At 54.0% G+C, this 22,558-nt stretch carries 15 protein-coding genes, 3 tRNA genes, 4 pseudogenes and 13 other annotated features (1 of these 35 running past the window's edge); of the genes and pseudogenes, 9 read left to right on the top strand and 13 right to left on the bottom strand.

Annotation, left to right across the window (positions count from 1 at the left end):
• Positions 1-141 precede the first annotated feature (141 nt).
• Both RSPPHO_RS00200 and rpmG read left to right on the top strand, forming a co-directional pair.
• On the top strand, positions 142-1,719 hold the full coding sequence (locus RSPPHO_RS00200; protein WP_014413272.1) for a S41 family peptidase: 1,578 nt from the start codon (positions 142-144) through the stop codon (positions 1,717-1,719).
• A 149-nt stretch (positions 1,720-1,868) separates the two neighbouring features.
• Positions 1,869-2,036, top strand: a complete 168-nt coding sequence (gene rpmG / locus RSPPHO_RS00195) for a 50S ribosomal protein L33 (RefSeq protein WP_014413271.1) — start codon at positions 1,869-1,871, stop codon at positions 2,034-2,036.
• A gap of 134 nt (positions 2,037-2,170) precedes the next feature.
• Here the strand turns inward: rpmG and RSPPHO_RS00190 are convergent, their stop codons facing one another.
• Complete coding sequence (locus RSPPHO_RS00190) at positions 2,171-2,560, bottom strand: response regulator (RefSeq protein WP_041793594.1); 390 nt, start codon at positions 2,558-2,560, stop codon at positions 2,171-2,173.
• Between the two features lie 589 nt (positions 2,561-3,149).
• Here RSPPHO_RS00190 and RSPPHO_RS20340 point away from each other — a divergent pair.
• The 3 genes from RSPPHO_RS20340 to RSPPHO_RS21845 all read left to right on the top strand — a co-directional run bounded on the left by RSPPHO_RS20340 (position 3,150) and on the right by RSPPHO_RS21845 (position 3,999).
• The gene (locus tag RSPPHO_RS20340) at positions 3,150-3,365 is read left to right on the top strand and encodes a hypothetical protein (RefSeq protein WP_162138073.1); all 216 of its coding nucleotides are present in this window, start codon (positions 3,150-3,152) and stop codon (positions 3,363-3,365) included.
• A 62-nt stretch (positions 3,366-3,427) separates the two neighbouring features.
• Positions 3,428-3,646, top strand: a complete 219-nt coding sequence (locus RSPPHO_RS20335; RefSeq protein ID WP_081581597.1) for a replication initiation protein — start codon at positions 3,428-3,430, stop codon at positions 3,644-3,646.
• Positions 3,583-3,999: a replication protein RepA gene (locus RSPPHO_RS21845; RefSeq protein ID WP_081581596.1), complete on the top strand. Its 417-nt coding sequence runs from the start codon at positions 3,583-3,585 to the stop codon at positions 3,997-3,999. The genes RSPPHO_RS20335 and RSPPHO_RS21845 overlap by 64 nt, the downstream gene beginning before the upstream one ends.
• 347 nt (positions 4,000-4,346) lie before the next feature.
• On the opposite strand, the gene RSPPHO_RS00185 is transcribed toward RSPPHO_RS21845, so the two are convergent.
• Both RSPPHO_RS00185 and RSPPHO_RS00180 read right to left on the bottom strand, forming a co-directional pair.
• Entirely contained in the window at positions 4,347-5,036 is a 690-nt protein-coding gene (locus RSPPHO_RS00185; protein WP_014413269.1) for an OmpA/MotB family protein, read from the bottom strand.
• 6 nt (positions 5,037-5,042) lie between these two features.
• A complete protein-coding gene (locus RSPPHO_RS00180; protein ID WP_014413268.1) occupies positions 5,043-5,858 on the bottom strand; it encodes a motility protein A in 816 nt (271 codons plus the stop codon).
• 234 nt (positions 5,859-6,092) lie between these two features.
• Between RSPPHO_RS00180 and RSPPHO_RS00175 the strand changes: the two genes are divergently transcribed.
• Positions 6,093-8,429 carry a CHASE2 domain-containing protein gene (locus tag RSPPHO_RS00175; protein WP_014413267.1) on the top strand — a complete coding sequence of 779 codons (2,337 nt, stop codon included), beginning with the start codon at positions 6,093-6,095 and terminating at the stop codon, positions 8,427-8,429.
• A 189-nt stretch (positions 8,430-8,618) separates the two neighbouring features.
• Here RSPPHO_RS00175 and RSPPHO_RS20400 read toward each other — a convergent pair whose 3' ends face one another.
• The 4 genes and pseudogenes from RSPPHO_RS20400 to RSPPHO_RS19525 form a co-directional block, all read right to left on the bottom strand.
• On the bottom strand, positions 8,619-8,879 hold the full coding sequence (locus tag RSPPHO_RS20400) for a hypothetical protein (RefSeq protein WP_069187533.1): 261 nt from the start codon (positions 8,877-8,879) through the stop codon (positions 8,619-8,621).
• 433 nt (positions 8,880-9,312) lie between these two features.
• Positions 9,313-9,682, bottom strand: a sequence feature (23S ribosomal RNA rRNA prediction is too short).
• 289 nt (positions 9,683-9,971) lie between these two features.
• Positions 9,972-10,048, bottom strand: a tRNA-Ile gene (locus RSPPHO_RS00165).
• A gap of 129 nt (positions 10,049-10,177) precedes the next feature.
• Positions 10,178-10,349 (bottom strand) — a sequence feature (16S ribosomal RNA rRNA prediction is too short).
• A gap of 90 nt (positions 10,350-10,439) precedes the next feature.
• Positions 10,440-11,065 (top strand) — a sequence feature (23S ribosomal RNA rRNA prediction is too short).
• Between the two features lie 72 nt (positions 11,066-11,137).
• Positions 11,138-11,277 (top strand) — a sequence feature (23S ribosomal RNA rRNA prediction is too short).
• A gap of 147 nt (positions 11,278-11,424) precedes the next feature.
• Positions 11,425-11,631, bottom strand: a pseudogene (locus RSPPHO_RS21840) (hypothetical protein); the annotation flags it as partial.
• Positions 11,595-12,071 (bottom strand): glycosyltransferase family protein, encoded by a 477-nt coding sequence (locus RSPPHO_RS19525; protein WP_157879024.1) that lies wholly within the window; start codon positions 12,069-12,071, stop codon positions 11,595-11,597. The gene RSPPHO_RS19525 and the pseudogene RSPPHO_RS21840, both read right to left, overlap by 37 nt.
• A gap of 69 nt (positions 12,072-12,140) precedes the next feature.
• Positions 12,141-12,765 (bottom strand) — a sequence feature (23S ribosomal RNA rRNA prediction is too short).
• A gap of 76 nt (positions 12,766-12,841) precedes the next feature.
• Positions 12,842-13,042 (bottom strand) — a sequence feature (23S ribosomal RNA rRNA prediction is too short).
• An 84-nt stretch (positions 13,043-13,126) separates the two neighbouring features.
• Positions 13,127-13,222 (top strand) — a sequence feature (16S ribosomal RNA rRNA prediction is too short).
• A gap of 62 nt (positions 13,223-13,284) precedes the next feature.
• Positions 13,285-13,417, top strand: a sequence feature (16S ribosomal RNA rRNA prediction is too short).
• A gap of 129 nt (positions 13,418-13,546) precedes the next feature.
• Here RSPPHO_RS19525 and RSPPHO_RS00155 point away from each other — a divergent pair.
• A tRNA-Ile gene (locus RSPPHO_RS00155) sits at positions 13,547-13,623 on the top strand.
• Positions 13,624-14,041: 418 nt separating this feature from the next.
• Positions 14,042-15,298 (top strand): glycosyltransferase family 2 protein, encoded by a 1,257-nt coding sequence (locus RSPPHO_RS18505; RefSeq protein ID WP_014413251.1) that lies wholly within the window; start codon positions 14,042-14,044, stop codon positions 15,296-15,298.
• A 20-nt stretch (positions 15,299-15,318) separates the two neighbouring features.
• Here RSPPHO_RS18505 and RSPPHO_RS21835 read toward each other — a convergent pair.
• The 3 genes and pseudogenes from RSPPHO_RS21835 to RSPPHO_RS17300 form a co-directional block, all read right to left on the bottom strand.
• A pseudogene (locus tag RSPPHO_RS21835) lies at positions 15,319-15,510 on the bottom strand (glycosyltransferase); the annotation flags it as partial.
• A 192-nt stretch (positions 15,511-15,702) separates the two neighbouring features.
• A complete protein-coding gene (pseH, locus tag RSPPHO_RS18495) occupies positions 15,703-16,284 on the bottom strand; it encodes a UDP-4-amino-4,6-dideoxy-N-acetyl-beta-L-altrosamine N-acetyltransferase (protein WP_081581595.1) in 582 nt (193 codons plus the stop codon).
• Positions 16,285-16,324: 40 nt separating this feature from the next.
• Entirely contained in the window at positions 16,325-17,458 is a 1,134-nt protein-coding gene (locus RSPPHO_RS17300) for a DegT/DnrJ/EryC1/StrS family aminotransferase (RefSeq protein WP_157879023.1), read from the bottom strand.
• Positions 17,459-17,625: 167 nt separating this feature from the next.
• On the opposite strand from RSPPHO_RS17300, the pseudogene RSPPHO_RS21830 reads away from it, so the two are divergent.
• Positions 17,626-17,955, top strand: a pseudogene (locus tag RSPPHO_RS21830) (helix-turn-helix domain-containing protein); the annotation flags it as partial.
• Between the two features lie 19 nt (positions 17,956-17,974).
• Positions 17,975-18,714, bottom strand: a sequence feature (16S ribosomal RNA rRNA prediction is too short).
• Between the two features lie 576 nt (positions 18,715-19,290).
• Here RSPPHO_RS21830 and RSPPHO_RS21825 read toward each other — a convergent pair.
• From RSPPHO_RS21825 to RSPPHO_RS20640, 3 genes and pseudogenes are all read right to left on the bottom strand, one after another.
• A pseudogene (locus tag RSPPHO_RS21825) lies at positions 19,291-19,871 on the bottom strand (hypothetical protein).
• Positions 19,872-19,899: 28 nt separating this feature from the next.
• Positions 19,900-22,558, top strand: a sequence feature (most likely nonfunctional fraction of RNA operon); it runs 1,753 nt beyond the window's last position.
• On the bottom strand, positions 19,938-20,315 hold the full coding sequence (locus tag RSPPHO_RS20645; RefSeq protein ID WP_162138069.1) for a hypothetical protein: 378 nt from the start codon (positions 20,313-20,315) through the stop codon (positions 19,938-19,940). It overlaps the preceding feature by 378 nt.
• Positions 20,917-21,209 (bottom strand) — a sequence feature (23S ribosomal RNA rRNA prediction is too short).
• Positions 21,217-21,710: a sequence feature (23S ribosomal RNA rRNA prediction is too short), on the bottom strand.
• Positions 21,967-22,043, bottom strand: a tRNA-Ile gene (locus RSPPHO_RS20640).
• Positions 22,173-22,305: a sequence feature (16S ribosomal RNA rRNA prediction is too short), on the bottom strand.

Below are 22,558 nucleotides of genomic sequence, written 5' to 3'. Positions count from 1 at the left end.
GACCCCTCGTTCCCGCAGTGGACAGAACCCCCAGGGCTGCCTACTCTTAGCACAGGCAACGCTGGCAGACGGGATACCGCCCGATGACGCAGGCACAGGACGCGGGAAAAACGACACGGCGCGCGCCGCCTCGTTCTGGGCGTGGTCCTAGCTGGCCTCTCGGCGTGCTCCAGCCGCGCTCCGGCCCCCGCTATTCCGGCCCCCTCCCTGCCCCCCCAGGCCCAGGCCCCGCTGTCACCGTCCCCCCCCGCCCATTTCTCGCGGCCAGAGGCGGAAGCCCTGTTCACCTTTGGCTATAATTCTGTTCTAGAACGCTACATTGATCCCGTCAGCCTCAGCGATATCGGCCTTGCCGGTCTCAAGGCGCTGGAGCCCCTGGATCCGGCGCTCAAAATTCGCCGCGCCGGGAGCAGTCTGGAGGTCGTGCGCTCCAACGCGGTGATTGGCAGCTTCCGCCTGCCGGCGGCTGACGATGCGCCGGGCTGGGGCCGGGTCACGGCGGGGGTTTTGGGGCTCTTGGTAGACGGAACCCCGGTTTTGCACCAAAAGCCCTCTGAAGCTCTTTACAAGACCGTTTTTGAGGGCGCGCTGGCCCCTCTTGATCCGTTTTCCCGCTACGCGACCAGCGAAGAAGCCAACACGCATCGCGGGATGCGCAACGGCTTTGGCGGGGTGGGCCTGCTGTTCGAAAGCATCGACAACGCGGTGACCATCACCCGGGTCTTGCCAGGCACACCAGCCGAGGCGGCCGGGCTGCGACCGGGCCACCGTATTTTGGCTATTGATGGCCATCTGGCCCACGGGCAGGGCAGCGAGCAGGTGCGCGAATGGCTGCGCGGCCCCACCAACAGCGACGTGACCCTGACCGTGGAGGATGCCGAGAGCGCCCGGCGCTGGCTGGTGGTCCTGACCCGAACCCTGATCTTGCTGCCCACCGTGGAAGCCGACCTGGACAACACGCTCGGCATCATTCGCATCACCAGCTTTAACCAGCGCACCACCACGGCGGTGGCCGAGGTCCTGGCCGGCATGCAACGGCAAACCCGGGGCACCTTGCAAGGGGTGATTCTTGACCTGCGCGGCAATCCCGGCGGCCTCCTGGACCAAGCGGTGTCGCTGAGTGACTTGTTTTTGGAACGGGGCCCAATCGTTTCCACCCGGGGGCGCCACCCGGACGCCCGGCAGTTTTACAGCGCAACCCCGGGCGACCTCAGCAGCGGCGTCCCTCTCGCGGTGTTGATCGACGGGGAGAGCGCCTCGGCAGCCGAGATCGTGGCGGCGGCCTTGCAAGACAGCGGGCGCGCCGTGGTGATTGGCACCACCTCTTACGGCAAGGGCACAGTGCAAACCGTGATCCAGTTGCCCAACGGCGGCGAACTGACCCTCACGTGGTCCCGCTTTCACACGCCCTCGGGCTATGTCTTACATGGACTCGGCGTGATGCCGGCGGCGTGCACCAGCGGGCAGGACAATGCCGAAACGGTCCTCCTGGACATGCACGAGCACGAAGCCGAGCGTGCCAGCCAAAGCGGCCTGTGGCGCAGTGTCGATCCGCGTCAAAGCGCCCAACGCGCCACCCTTCGCGCCAGTTGCCCGCCCCAACCCCATCCCGAAGCGGCGATCGACGACCAAGTCGCCCACCGACTCTTGGAGGATCGGGCCTTGTATCGCCAAGCGCTGCGCCTGACCCAGCCCTTGCAGGCGGCCCGCGGCCTGTGACATCCTGGGCCCGACTCGTTGAGCGCGCCGAAAAGCGGCGAAATCCGCCTGATGTCCGAGCCCATGCTTGACATCCCGGTGGAGCCGCGTATCTTGCGCGCTCCTTTTGTTCGTTCCATCATTGTGACAAGAAAACGGGGTTCCGGGCCATGGCCAAACCTGCCACCATCCTGGTGAAGCTGGAAAGCACCGCGGATACGGGCTACTTCTACGTGGTCAAGAAGAATCCGCGCAAAACCACCAACAAGCTTGAGTTCCGCAAGTACGACCCGAAGGTGCGCAAGCACGTCGTCTTCCGCGAAACCAAGCTGAAGTAAGAACCGCCCGGCCGTCCGGGCCGCCGCGTGTCGCGTCAAGTCCCGTTGATCGTTCGCCGATCAGCGGGTTTTGGCGTTTTTAGGCAGTAACCAAGGGGTGTGGGGAGGCCGCGCCTCCCCGGCCTTCCTTTTCTTTACCGAGCAGGCGACGACCCCGCCGCCCCGAGAAAGCGCGCCACGGTCTGGAGAAAGCTCGCCACCGAAATCGGCTTGGCGATGTAGCCCTCGCAGCCCCCCTCCCGAATCTTTTCCTCATCCCCCTTCATGGCAAAAGCGGTCACGGCGATGACCGGGATGGGACGCAAGGCCGGGTCTTCCTTGAGCATGCGGGTAATCTCCAGCCCCGACACCTCGGGCAACTGAATATCCATCAAGATCAGGTCGGGTCGGTGCTCGCGCACGAGATCAAGAACATTACGACCATCCTTGGCCTGAAGGGTCTCGTAGCCATTGGCCTGGAGAAGGTCGTTGAACAGCTTCATGTTCAGATCGTTGTCCTCAACGATCAGGATTTTCTTCGCCATGGCCAGGACCGAACTCCCCAAAGAACACCTCTGCCGCTCGTGCCTCGCCCACCATCGGGGGCCCGAGCGCTCCCCTGTCAGTTTATGGCAAATAAGATCCCCCCCGAAACCACCAAGGACCCCCGGAAGGAAATCTCGTCCCGTTCAGCACGGACCAACGTCGACCGAGGGGAGCGGGGAGACCGCACCCCCCCGGCCGTCTCTCGCCCTCTCACTCACCCGATAGCCCTGCCGGATTGAGCACCACAGATTCGACAACTTATCCACAGTTTCGCGCAGCAAGGAGGAGGAAAAAAGTTATCCACAGATTCGGGGCGTTATCCACAGATCCCCTCGAAAAAAATTGGACTCTAGTCACGAAAAATTGGACTCTACGCACACGACTCGAGGAAAATCCTTGGACTCTACTCACACAAACAAATAACTTAAGTTTACAAATAATTTTCAATTGCTTGTGTGAGTAGAGTCCAACTTGACAACCACATTGAGATGCGCCATACTCCATGGGTCTTCCGGAAATTATGGAAGTTATTATATTTTTAGCGGTTTTTTATGAAGTGCTTTTTAAATAAAAGACCTTGCATGAGGCTTGAAACCCATCAAAGAGAAAATATCAAAAAAGGCAGAGAACAAAACCTCTTGTCAGGAACCACAAAAACGCCGATCCCCGGAATCATCCTCAAATGAACTTGATGATGATTTAAATTTTGGTATTACTCATGCGGGTTTTGCTCTTACCTGTTTACCACACAAAAAACAGACGCTGAAGTTTGGCGCCGAGAAAATGGACGCGTTACCCTCTTAGTTCGTCCAGGTTATAATCGTGCAGGACAACCTATAGGTCTTCCCTATGGGTCAAGAGCAAGAATGATACTCCTGTATCTACAGACGGAAGCTCTTAAGACAGGATCTCCGGAAGTAGAACTTGGAGGATCAATGGCTGCCTGGATGACTCGTATGGGAATTTCTGTTGGTGGTAAAAGCTATCGCTTGATCGATGAACAAGCAATGCGTCTCTCATTATGTTCGCTCACTTTTTTTGGGATGAACGGGGTGGCGAAGCTTTTAAAAATTCAAACTTTGTAGAAGGTGGACTTTGTCTTAGTGAAATGACAGATGATGGTCGCCAAAAAAGGCTTTGGACACAGACAGCTATACTATCGGACGATTTTTTTCGTAGCCTTAAACAACATGCCGTTCCCGTTCTTGAATCTGCTGTGCGAACTTTAGCTAATCGTTCTCTTGCCTTAGATATTTATATATGGCTTGCTTATCGTCTACATGTTCTGCAGCACCCAACCACAATAGGGTGGGCGTCTCTCCGTGGACAATTTGGANCGGGCTTTGACGATAAAACCCCCATGAGCCAGTTTCGCCGTACTTTTTTGGAAAACCTCCGTTTGCTCTTCAAGTGTATCCAGAAGCCCGGGTCGATCTAGACAACATGGGAGGTGTGATTCTTCATCCATGTCGTCCTCCTATATCACCCCGCTACGTTCAAAGTATTATTAGTTTTTCCCAAAAAGGTTCAGAAACTTTCCCAGAAAGTATTTAAATTTCTTAAGGTATTTTCAAAAATAAAAATATTGCTCTATTAATGTATTGTAACATTTGAAAAATTATATTTAATTTTAACAGAATTTATTATGACTAATAAATCATGATTATGAACAGTCTCCTTTTTTGAGAGAATTACTGATGTGTTATAACGCGTCATGTTAAGTAAGACGAAGGCTGGGGAGGCGCGGCCTCCCAGACCCCTCGTCTTTTGGGGGCGGGGAAAGGTTTAGAACTGGTTTTTGGGGAAAATGCGCACGGCGATGCGGCGGTTGAGTTCCTGGTTGAGGGGGATGGCTTGGCCCTCGGGGGTGCGGTTGGGGACCTTGGGCGCCACGTCGGCATAAGAGACGGCCAGCACCCGCTCCTTGCTCACGCCTTGGTCGAGCATGAAGCGCAGAACGCCGGTGGCGCGTGCTCCGGCCAGTTCCCAGTTGGAGGGAAACTGAGCGGTATTGATCGGGGTGTCGTCGGTATGCCCCTGGACCTCGATCTGGAAGCCCTGGTAGCGCGGTTCGTTCAAGGTGGCGATAATCTGCTCCAAGACGGGCAGGGCTTCGGCACGGATGTCGGCGGAGCCTGGGGTATAGAAGGCGCTGGAGGCGAATTCGATGACCACGCCGTCCTGGTCTTGGCCCAGCCCCACCACATCTTCCACCTGGAGGGCTTTAATCACTTCGCCGGTGTCTTTTTTCAATTCTTCGATCGGCTTTTTGACTTCGCGCTTGCCAACCCCTTCTTGAATGCCGGCCTTGACCTGCTCGAACAAGACCGCATCCACCTTGGAGATGGAGGCCAGCAGGATGAAGAAGGCCAAAAGCAAGGTGGACATGTCGGCAAAAGTCACGACCCACGAATCCGTATCGTCTTCTTCGGTTTCGCCCGAACTCCACTTGCTGCCGCCGCCGCCAAACATCATGAGCGTTTACTCCTCGTTGCGCGCCTCGCGGCCGCGCATGCGGTCAATGCTGAAGTGAATGGCCGGATCCAGGTAACTGTTCATGCGGTCTTGGATGTAGCGGGGGCTTTTACGCTCGGCCAGCAGGGCCAGTCCCTCGGCCACCAAGTAGTTTCGAAAGCGGATAATTTCCTCACGCTGGCGGATCTTGGAGGCCGCCGGCAGGAAAATCAGCCGCTGGGCCAAAACGCCGTACAGCGTGGTTACCAGGGCGACCGCCAGACCCGGGCCCATGGAGGAGGGATCTTGCCCCATGTGGTCGAGCATGATGATCAGACCGACCAGGGTGCCAATCATGCCAAAGGCCGGCGCGGTGGCGCCCATGTTGCGCAAGATGGCCACGGGAACGGTCTGGCGCTGGAAGTTGCTTTCCACAGTGTTGGCCAGGATTTCCCGCACCTCCTGCCCGGAGTAGCCGGAGATGACGAGATCAATGCCAAAGGCGAGAAAGCTGTCTTGGCGGCGGACCTTGCCGGCGTCGCTTTCCAGGCCGGGCATGCCGTTCTTTTGAATGACATAGCCCCAACGGATGATGCGCCCGACCTCGTGGGTCAGGATGCCGCGCGAGATCTCGCTGCGAAAAAGGATGCTGCCGATGACCTTGAGCGCGCTGAAGACGTAGCGTGGCTCGTAGGAAACAAAGGTCGCCGCGAACGTACCGCCCAGCACCATGATGAAGCTGGGAAGATCGAGGAAGGTCGCATAGTTATTCGTGGCGAGGACAACGGACAGGATGAAAAGGCCAAAGCCGGATAGTACGCCAAGAATCGTCGCCAGGGACATGTTGGACCGCCCACTCCTGATCTGGTGTCATCGTGGGAAGCGTTCCTTCACCACCCAGGAGCAAGTGTATACACAATGGCCGTGAGAGCAAGAGTGGCCACACTTTTTCACCTCCTTCCACGGGGGTAAACGGCGAAAGAGCCGGCCGGGCTCAAGAAGGAACGCGGCAAATCCCTCGGAATTATGGTAGAAGGGAGGTAGAGGGCCGAAGACGATACCGAAGGGGAAACACTCATGAGTCGGGACGACGCCAAAACGCCGGAACGTTTTGGAGGGCTGCTGGTCAGACTCGTGCGCGCAGCCTTCGGGAAGCGCCAGCCGGGCAAGAAAGTGTCGTGGCGTGACGTGGTCACCTCGGCGCGGGTCTGGGCTTTTCTCATGCTGTGCTCTGCTGTTGTGTTGCGCTTGGTGGATCCGGCACCGGTTGAGTTCTTGCGCTCCAAGACGTTCGATTTTTATCAAAGGATCCATCCGCGCACGGTGGACAGGCCACTGGTCACCATCGTGGACATTGACGACCGGTCCTTGCAGGAAATGGGACAGTGGCCGTGGCCCCGTACCTTGATGGCCCAGCTTGTCGATCGCCTCCAAGCGGCTCACCCCCTGGTGATCGGCTTCGACGTGATTTTCCCCGAGCCGGATCGCACTTCACCCGGGCGCTTTGTCGAAGGCTTGGTGGGAGCCGATCCCGATATTCGCGCCCGTCTTGCCACCTTGCCCGACAACGACCAAACCTTTGCCGAGTCCCTGGGCAAGGCGCGGGTGGTCTTGGGGATGGCGCCCTCGTCAAGCGGCGCGGCACCGCAAGGGTTTGAGAAGCCCCAGTCTTCGATCGCAACCCTGGGGCATGGCGTCATGGGGTATCTCCGCGATCACCAGCGGATGCTCTACAATCTCCCGGTTCTGGACGCCAAGGCCAGGGGGCGCGGGGTGTTCATTGTCGAGGGAGAACTGGACGGCATCGTGCGCCGCGTGCCCATGGCCGTGAAGGTCGAGCGCGACGGTTTGATTTATCCCGCCTTGTCTGTTGAAATGCTGCGTGTCGCGATGGGCGCCAGCAATATCTTGTTGCGTGCCAAGCGCCAGGGCACCGTCGAGGGCATCCAAGACATGGTCCTGCGAACCCGGTTGCCCACGGGGCAGGTCAGTTCGCTCGAAATTCCCCTTGATGAGGCCGGACGCTTTCACGTTTATTTTTCCCGGTTCGACAGGGAAAAGTACGTGAGCGCGGTGGATGTCCTAAGGGGGGCGGTGCCGCCGGAGCGCTTTACCAATCGCTTTGTTTTGATCGGCACCTCGGCGGTGGGGCTGCTCGATATCAAGACCACCCCCACCGAGACCTTCTTGCCCGGGGTCGAAGTGCACGCCAATATCCTGGAAAACCTGTTGACAGGCCAGACCCTCAAGCGGCCGCGCAATGCCGTTGATCTCGAGGCCTGGGGCACGTTGGGCGTAGGGCTGATCTTGATCGTGCTGGTTCCCATGATCGGGGCGCGCTGGACCTTGGCGCTGCTGATTTCTTTGGTTCTCGGAACTGGGGCAGCGTCGTTTTGGCTGTTTAGAGAGCACCTTCAGTTGTATGATCCGGTGTTTCCTGGCTTGGTCTCGCTGGCGCTTTATTTGTACCTGACCTATGCCGGCTATACCCGCGAGGAAGCAGAGCGCCGCCAAGTGCGCGATGCCTTTTCCCGCTATATGTCGCCCGCCCTGGTGGCGCGCCTGGCGGCGGATCCCTCGCGTCTCAAGCTGGGCGGGGAAATGCGCGACATGACCTTGATGTTTTGTGACGTGCGCGGGTTCACCACCATCTCCGAGCAATTCGACGCCGAGGGCCTGACCCGGTTGATCAACCGTTTCCTGACCCCCATGACCGATGTCATCTTGGCCCGGCAGGGAACCATCGACAAATACATGGGCGACTGCATCATGGCGTTTTGGAATGCGCCGTTGGATGATCCCGAGCACGCTCGCCATGCCGCCCATTCCGCCCTCGCCATGGTCGAGCGCCTGATCGAGGTCAACGCCGGTCTGGAACAAGAAGCCCGCGAGACCAACCGGCGCCATATCCCCATCAACATCGGCATTGGTCTTAATTCCGGCATGGTCTGCGTGGGCAACATGGGCTCGGACCAGCGCTTTGACTATTCGGTCCTGGGCGACACCGTGAACTTGGCCTCACGCCTGGAGGGCCAGTCCAAGACCTATGGCGTGACCACGGTGCTGGGCGAGGCCACCGCGGGTCAGGTTGCTGACATGGCCTTGCTGGAACTCGATCTGATCCGGGTGAAGGGCAAGACCGTGCCGGTGCGCATTTTCGGCCTGATCGGCGACGAGGCCCTGGCCGCCACCACGGCGTTTCGCGAAACCCGCCAAACCGCCGACGCCTTGCTGGTCGCCTACCGGGCCCAGGCCTGGGCGGAAGCCCGGCGGCTGTTGGAGTTGTTGCGCGGCGTCGAGGGGCGCTACCGTCTTAAAGGTTTCCTGGATCTCTATGCCCAGCGCCTCGACAGCTACGAGGCCTCGCCCCCGGGCGAGACCTGGGACGGCGTCTTTGTCGCGACCACCAAGTAGGGGCCAACCCCAGGGAACGAGGAGGGGCCTCCCCAGCCCGTCCTTTCTCTGCGTTACCCGCCTGCCCTGGGGCGGAAACGCTTTGCGTCCTGGTCCCTGTCCGGGCCACAATGGACGAAGCCCCCTGGTTCTCCCCCGACCTCGGTCGGCAGATGAGCGTTGTTGATGATTTTTCTCGACCCAGCCCCTTCAGGCCCTTTCCTCGCCCTGGGCGCCGCCACCGGCGCCCTGGTCACAGCTGCCTTGATGAGTTGGCGCCGCCGCGTCTCGCGCGGCGCTGTCGAGCCGTCCGACGATGCCCTTGCCCCGGCCCTGGAGCGGGTGTCGGCAGCCGTCCTCACCGCCTTGTGTGATGGCCTGATCGTCATTGATGGCCAAGGGACGATCGTGGATGTGTCGGCCGGGGCTCAGGTGTTGTTCGATCTCGACCCCGTCCAGGCCCGGGGCCAATCCGTGGAGGCCCTGGTCCCCGGGGTTCTCGCCCTGCCCGAAGGGGTATCGCGCGTGGTGACGGGCCACCGGGCCTCGGGCCGGCGCGTGTCGGTGCGCGTGTGTGTGATCGAGACCGGCGAGGGACCCGACGCCTTACGCCTTGTCACGTTGCGCGATGTGTCGGCGGTTGTGCTGGCCGATGGCCTCAAGGACCTGGAGGCGGCGCTGGATGCGGCTCTGGTGCGAGGCTCCGGGCTATCGGCCCTGGCTCACGAGTTTTGTCCGCCCCTGGCCCAACTCACCGACTTGCCCCTGGTCTGGCTGGGCGAGGCACAGGCGAGCGGTGCCATCGTCGCCGTGGGGTGGGGAGGGCTGGCCGCGTCGGCCTTCGTCTCGCCGCTGGTCGACGGCCCCCCCCGTGACGGCGCCGACGCCGAGGAGGGGCCGGCCCGTGCCGCCTGCAGGGTGGTCCCCCCCATGTTCAGACAGGGTTTCACGTGCCCCGCCCTACTCAAGGACTTAAAGGTTCAACACCCATACGGGGCTGTCACCCGCTATGGCCGGCCTTTCCATGCCGTTCTGGTTAGAAACTTCAAGTCACTGGGCTAGTCCGCGTTCGCTCGCCACTACTAACGGAGTCTCGGTTGATGTCCTTTCCTCCGGTTACTGAGATGTTTCAGTTCACCGGGTTCGCCTCCATTTCCTATGAATTCAGAAATGGATACCCCAAAGGGGTGGGTTGCCCCATTCGGAAATCCACGGATCAAAGCCTGCTCTCGGCTCCCCATGGCTTATCGCAGAGTGCCACGTCCTTCATCGCCTCTTGACGCCTAGGCATCCACCAGATGCCCTTCTCTTGCTTGATAAAACGCGCAGGGGTCAACCCGACCCCAAACGCGCAGATACTCAGCGCTTGTACATAATTCCCATTGCTCCGAACAGTTCCCTGCTCGGAACGACATCAAAACCCTCTTTACAATGTCAAATAGCAGAAAACGCGACCGCCCGTTAGGGCGGTTTCTGATCTCTTGGCGTTGTCTTTTAGTTGGGACAAGGCCTTGCGGCCTAGATTAAGGCTGGGGAAGCGAGCTTCCCCAGACCCCTTGCTTTTGGTGGGCCTGGGACGACTTGAACGTCCGACCTCACGCTTATCAGGCGTGCGCTCTAACCACCTGAGCTACAGGCCCAAAGCCTTGCCCAAAAGACATAAACGCCGAAAGAGATGGGAGGACGGCCCTAGAAAAACCAGAACCGGATTTAGTCATGATCAAGTGAAGATCGGGATTGCTCCAGATCGTCCTTGAAAGGAGGTGATCCAGCCGCAGGTTCCCCTACGGCTACCTTGTTACGACTTCACCCCAGTCGCTGACCCTACCGTGGCCGGCTGCCTCCTTGCGGTTAGCGGACCGTCTTCGGGTAGAACCAACTCCCATGGTGTGACGGGCGGTGTGTACAAGGCCCGTCACACCATGGGAGTTGGTTCTACCCGAATAAGATGAAGTGGTAGCGGAGCGTTCCGTACGCCTGTGAAGGTGGTCCGTGAGGACTGCTGGAGGTATCGGAAGTGAGAATGCTGACATGAGTAGCGAAAAGAAGTGTGAGAAACACTTCCGCCGAAAGCCCAAGGGTTCCTGCGCAAGGTTAATCCGCGCAGGGTGAGCCGGTCCCTAAGCCGAGGGCGAAAGCCGTAGGCGATGGCAATCAGGTTAATAGTCCTGAGCTCGTGGAGGGTGACGCCTTCTGGACGTTGTCTGGTCTTATCGGATTGACCGGGCAGCTAACGAAGGCCAGGAAATAGCCCCACGTATGAACCGTACCCCAAACCGACACAGGTGGGCTGGTAGAGTATACCAAGGCGCTTGAGAGAATGGTGTTGAAGGAACTAGGCAAAATGCCCCCGTAACTTCGGGAGAAGGGGGCCCTCGTCTTGGGCAACCAGGGCGAGGGGGCACAGACCAGGGGGTGGCGACTGTTTACTAAAAACACAGGGCCCTGCGAAGTCGCAAGACGACGTATAGGGTCTGACGCCTGCCCGGTGCCGGAAGGTTAAGAGGAGAGGTTAACGCTTTGAATCGAAGCCCCGGTAAACGGCGGCCGTAACTATAACGGTCCTAAGGTAGCGAAATTCCTTGTCGGGTAAGTTCCGACCTGCACGAATGGCGTAACGACTTCCCCGCTGTCTCCAACACCAACTCAGCGAAATTGAATTCTCCGTGAAGATGCGGAGTTCCCACGGCCAGACGGAAAGACCCCATGAACCTTTACTACAACTTCGCAGTGGCATTAGGCGATGGATGTGTAGGATAGGCGGGAGGCTTTGAAGCGAAGGCGCCAGCTTTCGTGGAGCCATCCTTGAAATACCGCCCTTCCGTCTCCTGATGTCTAACCGCGGCCCGTGATCCGGGTCCGGGACCCTCATTCGCAAAGAGGAGGCGTGGACCGACGATGCCGATGCCAGGTTGGGAAGCAAGCCCCACCATGTCCCGGAGAAATTTTGTGAACGAGCCTGGATGTCATCATTGAGAAGAAGGATGTATTCGCCGCGCGCATAAGAAACGCCAATGTTAACTCTTTCAGAAAAATTAAAATTTTTAACATTGCAGTTAACATCCATAACATTTGGAATGTTTTTTAAAAACATTAATGTCGATTTACTAAGCTCGCCATTATGAACAATTATTATTTCATAATTTTCGTAAGATTCGCTACCAATAAGGCTCATGACACAGTTCTTCAGAAGATCAACTTGAAATCCGAAGATATCTCCCATACGTCCAGCACTTGGTATGATAATACTGACAAGAGGGGGGGAGAGGGAGGAGAATATACAACCCGCCAATTACCCGTAGAATAGTGAGGCATAACCTCAAAGGAGGTCTTAGCATTTTTTTCAACAAATTCAGTAATGGCTTTTTTTTGTCGCTCTATCGCGTAGCTTTTCGCCGACAAAACATCAGCGGTTGAACCAGGAATGGCCACCCAATGGTAAAGAATCTTTGGAATATGAATAAAACGATTTGTGACTTGAGCAACACGCAATGCTAAATCGTAATCTTGCGTACCATCAAAATCGCTACGGAAGCCGCCTATTTTACGCACGATAGCCGTGCGATAGGCGGTTAGGTGGCCTATGTACATTGTACTTGTTAGGAACTCAGGCGACCAATCAGGTTTAAAAGTAGCATCAAAAAGACGTCCTTCGACGCTCATCTTGTCTTCATCCGAGTAGACAGCGTCTGGGGCATGATTAAGTACGGCAAGCGCGATTTCGAACAGAGCATCAGGGGTAAGTTGATCGTCGTGATCAAGGAGGGCAGTTACGCCATTCGTGCAGGTCGGAACTTACCCGACAAGGAATTTCGCTACCTTAGGACCGTTATAGTTACGGCCGCCGTTTACCGGGGCTTCGATTCAAAGCGTTAACCTCTCCTCTTAACCTTCCGGCACCGGGCAGGCGTCAGACCCTATACGTCGTCTTGCGACTTCGCAGAGCCCTGTGTTTTTAGTAAACAGTCGCCACCCCCTGGTCTGTGCCCCCTCGCCCTGGTTGCCCAAGACGAGGGCCCCCTTCTCCCGAAGTTACGGGGGCATTTTGCCTAGTTCCTTCAACACCATTCTCTCAAGCGCCTTGGTATACTCTACCAGCCCACCTGTGTCGGTTTGGGGTACGGTTCATACGTGGGGCTATTTCCTGGCCTTCCTTGGCGGCCTGATCAATCCGATAAGATCAGACAACGTCCAGAAGGCGTCACCCTCCACGAGCTCAGGACTATTAACCTGATTGCCATCGCCTACGGCTTTCGCCCTCGGCTTAGGGACCGGCTCACCCTGCGCGGATTAACCTTGCGCAGGAACCCTTGGGCTTTCGGCGGAAGTGTTTCTCACACTTCTTTTCGCTACTCATGTCAGCATTCTCACTTCCGATACCTCCAGCAGTCCTCACGGACCACCTTCACAGGCGTACGGAACGCTCCGCTACCACTTCATCTTATCGATGAAATCCACAGCTTCGGTGCACGGCTTGAGCCCCGGTACATCTTCGGCGCAGGATAGCTATTAGACCAGTGAGCTGTTACGCTTTCTTTAAAGGATGGCTGCTTCTAAGCCAACCTCCTGGTTGTTATGGCCGTCCCACATCCTTTCCCACTTAGCCGTGACTTGGGGACCTTAGCTGGTGGTCTGGGTTTGCCGGTGACAAGCCGGAGGAAGGTGGGGATGACGTCAAGTCCTCATGGCCCTTACGGGCTGGGCTACACACGTGCTACAATGGCATCTACAATGGGTCGCCACCTCGCGAGAGGGCGCTAATCTCCAAAAGATGTCTCAGTTCGGATTGCACTCTGCAACTCGGGTGCATGAAGTCGGAATCGCTAGTAATCGTGGATCAGCATGCCACGGTGAATACGTTCCCGGGCCTTGTACACACCGCCCGTCACACCATGGGAGTTGGTTCTACCCGAAGACGGTCCGCTAACCGCAAGGAGGCAGCCGGCCACGGTAGGGTCAGCGACTGGGGTGAAGTCGTAACAAGGTAGCCGTAGGGGAACCTGCGGCTGGATCACCTCCTTTCAAGGACGATCTGGAGCAATCCCGATCTTCACTTGATCATGACTAAATCCGGTCTTGGTTTTTCTGGGGCCGTCCTCCCATCTCTTTCGGCGTTTATGTCTTTTGGGCAAGGCGTTGGGCCTGTAGCTCAGGTGGTTAGAGCGCACGCCTGATAAGCGTGAGGTCGGACGTTCAAGTCGTCCCAGGCCCACCAAAAGCAAGGGGTCTGGGGAAGCAAGCTTCCCCAGCCTTAATCTAGGCCGCAAGGCCTTGTCCCAACTAAAAGACAACGCCAAGAGATCAGAAACGCCCTTCGGGCGTCGCGTTTTCTGCTATTTGACATTGTAAAGAGGGTTTTGATGTCGTTCCGAACAGGGAACTGTTCGGAGCAAGTGGGAATTATGTACAAGCGCTGAGTATCTGCGTCGTTTGGGTCGGGTTGACCCCTGCGCGTTTTATCAAGCAAGAGAAGGGCATCTGGTGGATGCCTAGGCGTCAAGAGGCTGAATGGCAATATATAATATCAAATCACTTCTAAGCTTTAATTAGTGATGAGGATTTTATGCAAATAAAAACCTAACAAGAATACATAAAAATTGCTTAGATTTTCAGCTTTTCCACGGAGATATTAAATGAAAGTCAAAGATATTATTTCTAATAGCCAATGGTTTCCTCCTCGCAATTTTACAGGGGATACTATTCCTATTACAGTGATGATTCCTAATTACAACCGAGGATCCTCTGGATTATTTGAGGCTGCTATTCTTTCGATACTTTCGCAAACATTTAAAGAGTTTAACCTGATCCTCATTGAGGATGGATCAGACGACAACAGCATGGAAATAGTACGTAAATATATGGCTCTCGATGAGAGAGTTGGCTGTATTTACCATCCTCTTAATGTCGGTATTCCTGCGATTTCTGTTTATGAAGCGTACATCAAGACTAAAAGTGAATACATTTGCTTGTGTTTTAATGACAATGATTTCTATCCCAATGCGCTAGAGGATCTCTATAATGCAGCTCAGTCTGAGCTAGGAAAAATCGTCTATGGTCATGTTGAATTTCAAGAGAGAGGACGTCGTCCAGGGGTTTTGATTCAGCATCATAAATTTGGCTCTGCCCCAACCCCTCAGACCATGCTTATTAGCCATAATTTCATTCCTAACCCTGCGGTTATCCTAAATCGTTCTGTTATAGATAAAATAGGATTTTTTGACCCGCACATTAGCATTACCCGATTGAATGACTGGGATTATTGGCGTCGTTGTGCCGAGCATTATGAAATTAAGCCAGTTGATGTCAGCGTTTGCCTAGAGAAAGGCCCTCGCCTGAAAGATTCTCTTGGATCTGTTCATCACATGAGCCTGTGGTTGTGTGAAGAATGGATGCGCCGCCCCCGAAATGAACTTCTTCGCCTCGAATTATTTGGAGATTATGATATAACTTATATCCCCGAGGATATGAGCAAAACTAGCCAGTCTATTATCAAGGAAATAGGTAGTTCTTTCAAAAGCAAATTTTGGTGGCACGATTACGTAAAGTCATCGGAAATTTCTCTTGAAATAAACTCGGATATTCCCAGTGATGGACAAATTTTAGTCGTAACAGCAGACCACGGTCCGTCTCGCAGCCTCTATTTTGACTATTTGCCCGCGAAAATATCGCAAAGAGTGCGTGTCATTGATTATGCTTCATGGAAGGGCAGACCAGAAGAAATGGTTGGAGCGACTGCGGTTATTTTCACACGCGGTCTCAAAGGATATGCCGATTGGATCGAATTTGGAAAACGCATAAAAGTCCCTCTGTACTGGTTTACAGATGATAACCATTTTGCTCTTTGGGCCAAGCAAATGTATTCACTTTTAGTCTTGATGTACGCTTCATAAACAGAAATCGCAGGAATACCGACATTAAGAGGATGGTAAATACAGCCAACTCTCTCATCGAGAGCCATATATTTACGTACTATTTCCATGCTGTTGTCGTCTGATCCATCCTCAATGAGGATCAGGTTAAACTCTTTAAATGTTTGCGAAAGTATCGAAAGAATAGCAGCCTCAAATAATCCAGAGGATCCTCGGTTGTAATTAGGAATCATCACTGTAATAGGAATAGTATCCCCTGTAAAATTGCGAGGAGGAAACCATTGGCTATTAGAAATAATATCTTTGACTTTCATTTAATATCTCCGTGGAAAAGCTGAAAATCTAAGCAATTTTTATGTATTCTTGTTAGGTTTTTATTTGCATAAAATCCTCATCACTAATTAAAGCTTAGAAGTGATTTGATATTATATATTGCCATTCATCCGAGTAAATATTTCAGCTAATTTTCCTTTATCTTTATTAAAGAAATACTCTTCAGCGAGCATAGACAGCATAACGACATCCTCGTATTTTCCAGCCTTAAAGGCATGTTGCCGCAGCACGCCCTCATGGTGAAAGCCGAATTTTTTATGCAAAGACACCACCTTCTCGTTCTGTAAAAGAACTTCACAGTAAAGCTTATTTAAATTGAGATGCTCAAACGAGTATTGAAGAACAAGAGCTTCTATTTCAGCCCCTTTCCCCCCTGAACGAGCGGAAGGATCTCCAATAATGAGTCGTCCCCATTCAGCCTTCCGGCTTCGCCTGTCTATATGATAGATACTAACGGTTCCAATAGCTTTTCCAGTCTTGATGTCTGCAACAACAAAATTTATCTCACTTGAATCTTGGAGCTGCTTTTCGTACCAGTTTTTTTGCTGTCTAACTGAAATTGGAAGATATTCGTAGAAGTATTCATAGACTTCTGGTTGGCTACGCCAAAAAGAAATAATGGGCAGATCTGACTCTTCGATAGCCCTCAAAAGTAAACGATTCGATCTAAGCATGTATAATTCCCTAGTAAACTGGGTTAATTTTTTTGTGACTTTATTTCACGGCACGTGTAACTGCTTCTACAACCCGTTGAACGTCGGCATAATCAAGCCTCAAATGCATTGGGAGAGAAATAACATGCCGAGAAACTTCGGCGGCGTGAGGACAATCGCCACAATCAGCATACATCTCGTATTCTGTGTTGTCTCGGTAATGAACACCTGGATAGATCCCTTGGCTATTTAAAGCCAACATCATTTCGTCTCGATTATCAATAAGTATCTGATAAAGATGACGAGAAGAATCGCAGCCGACGGGCATCGGTATACGTGAGATACGAGGATTATTTTCAAATGCTTTATCATACCAATAGGCAATTTGGCGACGATAGGCATTGTCCTGATCGAGATAGCGAAGCTGAACAAGGCCTATGGCAGCCATAATCGAGTTACCATGATACTTATAGCCAAGGTAGGGCACCGAATACAACCATTTGTAAGCGCCGCCCTCGCTTGATCGCGAAAAAGTATCTTTATCAATACCCAGCCACGCTTGCTGGCGGACGATCACATCAAGAGCCGGATCTTTAAAGCAGATCATGCCAGAATCCGCTGTCGGTAGATTTTTGACGGCTTGGAAAGAATAAACCGTTACATCAGCAAGATTACCTGGTGCCTTTCCATTAAGTCGAGTACCTGCCATATGCGCTGCGTCAAGGATCAGCTTGATATTCCGTCGTTTGCATATAGCGATAACTTCTTCAAGTTGACCTGTGGAACCACCAAGACCAACAAAAATTACAGCGCGAGTTTTATTGGTAATTTTTTCTTCGAGTTTATTAGGGTCTATACAAAAATATTGGTCAATGTCACAAAAAACAGGTTTAAGACGCTCATAGCGAATAGCATGATTGGTTGAAACAAATGTAATGGGAGTAGAGATAACTTCATCCCCATCTTCCCACCCATAAACTTCTTTGAAAATTTTTATAGATAGATGAAGCCCTGCTGTGGCAGATGACAGGAAATGAGAATGGTTGTGACCGGTATACTTATTCCAAGCTTCTTCAAATTCTACAGTCTTAAATCCAAGACCTGTCCAGCCTTTTTCAAAGCAAACTTGGATTTCATCAAGGCATTCTTGAACCCGAAAACTGGGAACAAAAAGCTGAATATTATTTTGCTGCACAGATAACTCCTGTTGGCAATTAATTTTTTGACATGATAAACTAGAATATATTAGATATATTTTTCTGTCAAGTAGAATTTACACCACGTTTTTGTAAGGGAAACTCACAGAGGGTTTCCTGAAAGGGCGCTAATCTGATTCACTTGGCAAACGGAGGAAGATTTGCTATGGCGGTTGCAACTCGGCTCGAAGCCATGGGATTGCAGACTTTGCGGGACTGGGTTGGGCCATCAATGACCAAGGCCCCTTGCAATCCCTCCATCCTCAACGAAGCCCAACGCCAAGCCTTGGCCGAGAGGGTGGAAGCAGGTCCAGTCCCGGCCATCCATGGCATCGTCCGCTGGCGGTTGGTCGATTTGGCGCAAGGACTGTGTGAGGAATTCCGCGTGTCGATCAGCAAACAGACGCTCAGCCGGGAGCTGCGTGCCATGGGATTCCGCAAGTTATCAGCACGCCCTCGCCATCATGCCCAGGACGCCGAGGCACCGGAGACATTCAAAAAAACTTCCCCGCCCGCCTGGACAAGATCGCGGCCCATGAAGCGGCAGGCAAGCCCATAGAGATCTGGCAGGTGGCCGCCTTCGCCACTGGTGTTCCTCCCAATATCTACGAATTTCACCTCCCCCCTACACTGGGAATTCCACCACCCTCTCACGGATTCAAGCTAGACAGTATCAAAGGCATTTCCAGGGTTGAGCCCTGGGCTTTCACCTCTGACTGATCTAACCGCCTACGCGCTCTTTACGCCCAGTGATTCCGAACAACGCTTGCCCCCTTCGTATTACCGCGGCTGCTGGCACGAAGTTAGCCGGGGCTTCTTCTGGTGTTACCGTCATCATCTTCACACCCGAAAGAGCTTTACAACCCGAAGGCCTTCTTCACTCACGCGGCATGGCTGCGTCAGGGTTTCCCCCATTGCGCAATATTCCCCACTGCTGCCTCCCGTAGGAGTCTGGGCCGTGTCTCAGTCCCAGTGTGGCTGATCATCCTCTCAGACCAGCTACCGATCGTCGCCTTGGTGGGCCATTACCCCGCCAACTAGCTAATCGGACGCGGGCCGATCTTGGAGCGAAATTCTTTCCCCCGAAGGGCGTATACGGTATTAGTCCTCGTTTCCAAGGATTATTCCGTACTCCAAGGTACGTTCCCACGTGTTACTCACCCGTGCGCCACTCATCCCGAAGGATGCGTTCGACTTGCATGTGTTAGGCCTGCCGCCAGCGTTCGTCCTGAGCCAGGATCAAACTCTCAAGTTAACCTCGAAAGCCGAGCCTTTTCTCAATCACTTATACTTGGCCATAAGAACTTCAAAGGTATCGAACGAGTCGATATTCTTTTCGTCTTACTCAAGATGAGCGGTTGAGGAAGATCTCTCTTCCGACAGCCCCGGTCCCCCGAGAGCCGCCCGCCCATCTCTTTCGATCGCGTTTTCTTTTACAATGTCAAACAGCAGACCGGCGAACCGGCAATATTGACTAACCACTTAGTTTCGACTACCGTCACATCGTCCGATGCTTCGTTCGTCGTCACCAAGGCGGCGGTTTTTACTAGCACCGCCCCACCGTGTCAACCGCTTTTTTTCAGGACTGCCACACCGGCTGAAGCCAACGAAGCGACCCGGGCGGTCAACCCGGAAGGCAAGGAAACTACTCCCCGCCCGTTCCAGCGTCAAGGCCTTTTCCCGGATCCGTTTAGCTGTTGTTTCCAAAAGGAAAAGAACATATGCTTTGGGACGTCGGCGGAGGATCTCTGGAAGAGCGCGCATAAAACATGGAATCCCCGATAAGGTTCCAAGTTTCGTGCAACATAGGTGATCACTTCATCACGTGCTGTCAGGCGCAAGGCCCCTGCTTGCCCAAGTTGGAGCCAAGCCAAGGGTCCGGACGAGCCTGTTGGGTGTCGATCCCTTCGTGAATAATGCTGATCTTATTTCTAGCATACTCCGGGTACAGTGACCATTGCCATTGGGTCGGCACCTGTCCCCAGTCGGCAACCTCAAGACCGAGCAAATTCGTGGCATTTTTGATCCGCACACGCGGCGCGTCGTCTTGTGTCAAGGGAGAGGAGGGATCAAAATCGAGATCTGCGCCACGAGCTCTATAAAAAACTCAAAATATGAAAGAAGAGGACTATCTGGCCACACGTCTTTGAGGAAAAGAGTCTCCCCCCACCCATTGTGACCAATGATGATATCGGGATGAAATCCTCTGTTCTTAAGACCTAGGGCGGCCATATAGGCGCCCTGGCCATAGATCACTCCCCCTTCAATATCATGCAGATAATGATGAATCTGGGGATTAGGCCGGCGAAACGGTTCATACGTGACCCGCTCTACCCCTTCAAGGTGGTTTATATTGTCGTGAGACAAAAAAACGACCCGGTTTCCCGGCTGGCGGGCCAAGTATATAGCCATATGCTGATACTGGCCTGGGAAATGCTGGTGAACAAACAAATAGTTCATAGGGAGGAGGTGTCGGTGTCAGAGAGAGGGGGAATGGGCGTGCGCGACAAGCTCGAAATTTTCTAATCTTCTGATGATAACTGGTTCAAAACCAGCGGCCATCAAGGCTTTTCCTAATATTCTAGGGGAAAAACCTGTTCGATGAGCCATAAATATATTTCCAGCTGAAATCGCGGCACCGTGTCCAAAAATAATATCCAAAGCTCCAATCGGACCTACTGGTGATATATAGAGAGGTTCTTCAACATTGTCTTCAGAAACCTGCTTTGCAACTCCTTGCAGGTCAGGGACAGCAATGATAGCGCCCACCCCTTTGGGGTATCCATTTCTGAATTCATAGGAAATGGAGGCGAACCCGGTGAACTGAAACATCTCAGTAACCGGAGGAAAGGACATCAACCGAGACTCCGTTAGTAGTGGCGAGCGAACGCGGACTAGCCCAGTGACTTGAAGTTTCTAACCAGAACGGCATGGAAAGGCCGGCCACAGCGGGTGACAGCCCCGTATGGGTGTTGCAGCTTTAAGTCCTTGAGTAGGGCGGGGCACGTGAAACCCTGTCTGAACATGGGGGGACCACCCTCCAAGGCTAAGTACTCCTTGACGACCGATAGTGAACCAGTACCGTGAGGGAAAGGTGAAAAGCACCCCGATGAGGGGAGTGAAACAGTTCCTGAAACCGGATGCCTACAAGCAGTCGGAGCTCCTTCGGGGGTGACGGCGTACCTTTTGTATAATGGGTCAGCGACTTAATCTGGCGAGCAAGCTTAAGCCGATAGGTGGAGGCGCAGCGAAAGCGAGTCTTAAGAGGGCGTCGAGTTCGTCGGATTAGACCCGAAACCGGGTGATCTAGCCATGGGCAGGTTGAAGGTGGAGTAACACCCACTGGAGGACCGAACCCACGTCTGTTGAAAAAGACGGGGATGACCTGTGGCTAGGGGTGAAAGGCCAATCAAACTCGGAAATAGCTGGTTCTCCGCGAAAGCTATTTAGGTAGCGCGTCGGATGATGGGAGAACCAGCTATTTCCGAGTTTGATTGGCCTTTCACCCCTAGCCACAGGTCATCCCCGTCTTTTTCAACAGACGTGGGTTCGGTCCTCCAGTGGGTGTTACTCCACCTTCAACCTGCCCATGGCTAGATCACCCGGTTTCGGGTCTAATCCGACGAACTCGACGCCCTCTTAAGACTCGCTTTCGCTGCGCCTCCACCTATCGGCTTAAGCTTGCTCGCCAGATTAAGTCGCTGACCCATTATACAAAAGGTACGCCGTCACCCCCGAAGGAGCTCCGACTGCTTGTAGGCATCCGGTTTCAGGAACTGTTTCACTCCCCTCATCGGGGTGCTTTTCACCTTTCCCTCACGGTACTGGTTCACTATCGGTCGTCAAGGAGTACTTAGCCTTGGAGGGTGGTCCCCCCATGTTCAGACAGGGTTTCACGTGCCCCGCCCTACTCAAGGACTTAAAGCTTCAACACCCATACGGGGCTGTCACCCGCTGTGGCCGGCCTTTCCATGCCGTTCTGGTTAGAAACTTCAAGTCACTGGGCTAGTCCGCGTTCGCTCGCCACTACTAACGGAGTCTCGGTTGATGTCCTTTCCTCCGGTTACTGAGATGTTTCAGTTCACCGGGTTCGCCTCCATTTCCTATGAATTCAGAAATGGATACCCCAAAGGGGTGGGTTGCCCCATTCGGAAATCCACGGATCAAAGCCTGCTCTCGGCTCCCCATGGCTTATCGCAGAGTGCCACGTCCTTCATCGCCTCTTGACGCCTAGGCATCCACCAGATGCCCTTCTCTTGCTTGATAAAACGCGCAGGGGTCAACCCGACCCCAAACGCGCAGATACTCAGCGCTTGTACATAATTCCCATTGCTCCGAACAGTTCCCTGTTCGGAACGACATCAAAACCCTCTTTACAATGTCAAATAGCAGAAAACGCGACGCCCGAAGGGCGTTTCTGATCTCTTGGCGTTGTCTTTTAGTTGGGACAAGGCCTTGCGGCCTAGATTAAGGCTGGGGAAGCTTGCTTCCCCAGACCCCTTGCTTTTGGTGGGCCTGGGACGACTTGAACGTCCGACCTCACGCTTATCAGGCGTGCGCTCTAACCACCTGAGCTACAGGCCCAAAGCCTTGCCCAAAAGACATAAACGCCGAAAGAGATGGGAGGACGGCCCCAGAAAAACCAAGACCGGATTTAGTCATGATCAAGTGAAGATCGGGATTGCTCCAGATCGTCCTTGAAAGGAGGTGATCCAGCCGCAGGTTCCCCTACGGCTACCTTGTTACGACTTCACCCCAGTCGCTGACCCTACCGTGGCCGGCTGCCTCCTTGCGGTTAGCGGACCGTCTTCGGGTAGAACCAACTCCCATGGTGTGACGGGCGGTGTGTACAAGGCCCGGGAACGTATTCACCGTGGCATGCTGATCCACGATTACTAGCGATTCCGACTTCATGCACCCGAGTTGCAGAGTGCAATCCGAACTGAGACATCTTTTGGAGATTAGCGCCCTCTCGTTACCAAACCTAACCAAACTCCGAATACCGCAGAGTTTTAAGTCCGGCAGACAGACTTTAGGGGTGCTAACGTCCTAGGTCAAAAGGGGAAACAACCCAGACCACCAGCTAAGGTCCCCAAGTC

This window comes from Pararhodospirillum photometricum DSM 122 (genome assembly GCF_000284415.1).
GTDB lineage: Bacteria > Pseudomonadota > Alphaproteobacteria > Rhodospirillales > Rhodospirillaceae > Pararhodospirillum > Pararhodospirillum photometricum.
Note: the sequence above shows the minus strand (reverse complement) of the source record. Positions and strands in the feature narration are given on the sequence as shown.

Coding starts and splice junctions, on each gene's coding strand:
- rpmG (WP_014413271.1), top strand. CDS start 1,869: ATGGCCAAACCTGCCACCATCCTGGTGAAGCTGGAAAGCACCGCGGAT.
- RSPPHO_RS00190 (WP_041793594.1), bottom strand. CDS start 2,560: ATGGCGAAGAAAATCCTGATCGTTGAGGACAACGATCTGAACATGAAG.
- RSPPHO_RS20335 (WP_081581597.1), top strand. CDS start 3,428: ATGATACTCCTGTATCTACAGACGGAAGCTCTTAAGACAGGATCTCCG.
- RSPPHO_RS00185 (WP_014413269.1), bottom strand. CDS start 5,036: ATGATGTTTGGCGGCGGCGGCAGCAAGTGGAGTTCGGGCGAAACCGAA.
- RSPPHO_RS00180 (WP_014413268.1), bottom strand. CDS start 5,858: ATGTCCCTGGCGACGATTCTTGGCGTACTATCCGGCTTTGGCCTTTTC.
- RSPPHO_RS00175 (WP_014413267.1), top strand. CDS start 6,093: ATGAGTCGGGACGACGCCAAAACGCCGGAACGTTTTGGAGGGCTGCTG.
- RSPPHO_RS19525 (WP_157879024.1), bottom strand. CDS start 12,071: ATGAGCGTCGAAGGACGTCTTTTTGATGCTACTTTTAAACCTGATTGG.
- RSPPHO_RS18505 (WP_014413251.1), top strand. CDS start 14,042: ATGAAAGTCAAAGATATTATTTCTAATAGCCAATGGTTTCCTCCTCGC.
- pseH (WP_081581595.1), bottom strand. CDS start 16,284: ATGCTTAGATCGAATCGTTTACTTTTGAGGGCTATCGAAGAGTCAGAT.
- RSPPHO_RS20645 (WP_162138069.1), bottom strand. CDS start 20,315: ATGTCCTTTCCTCCGGTTACTGAGATGTTTCAGTTCACCGGGTTCGCC.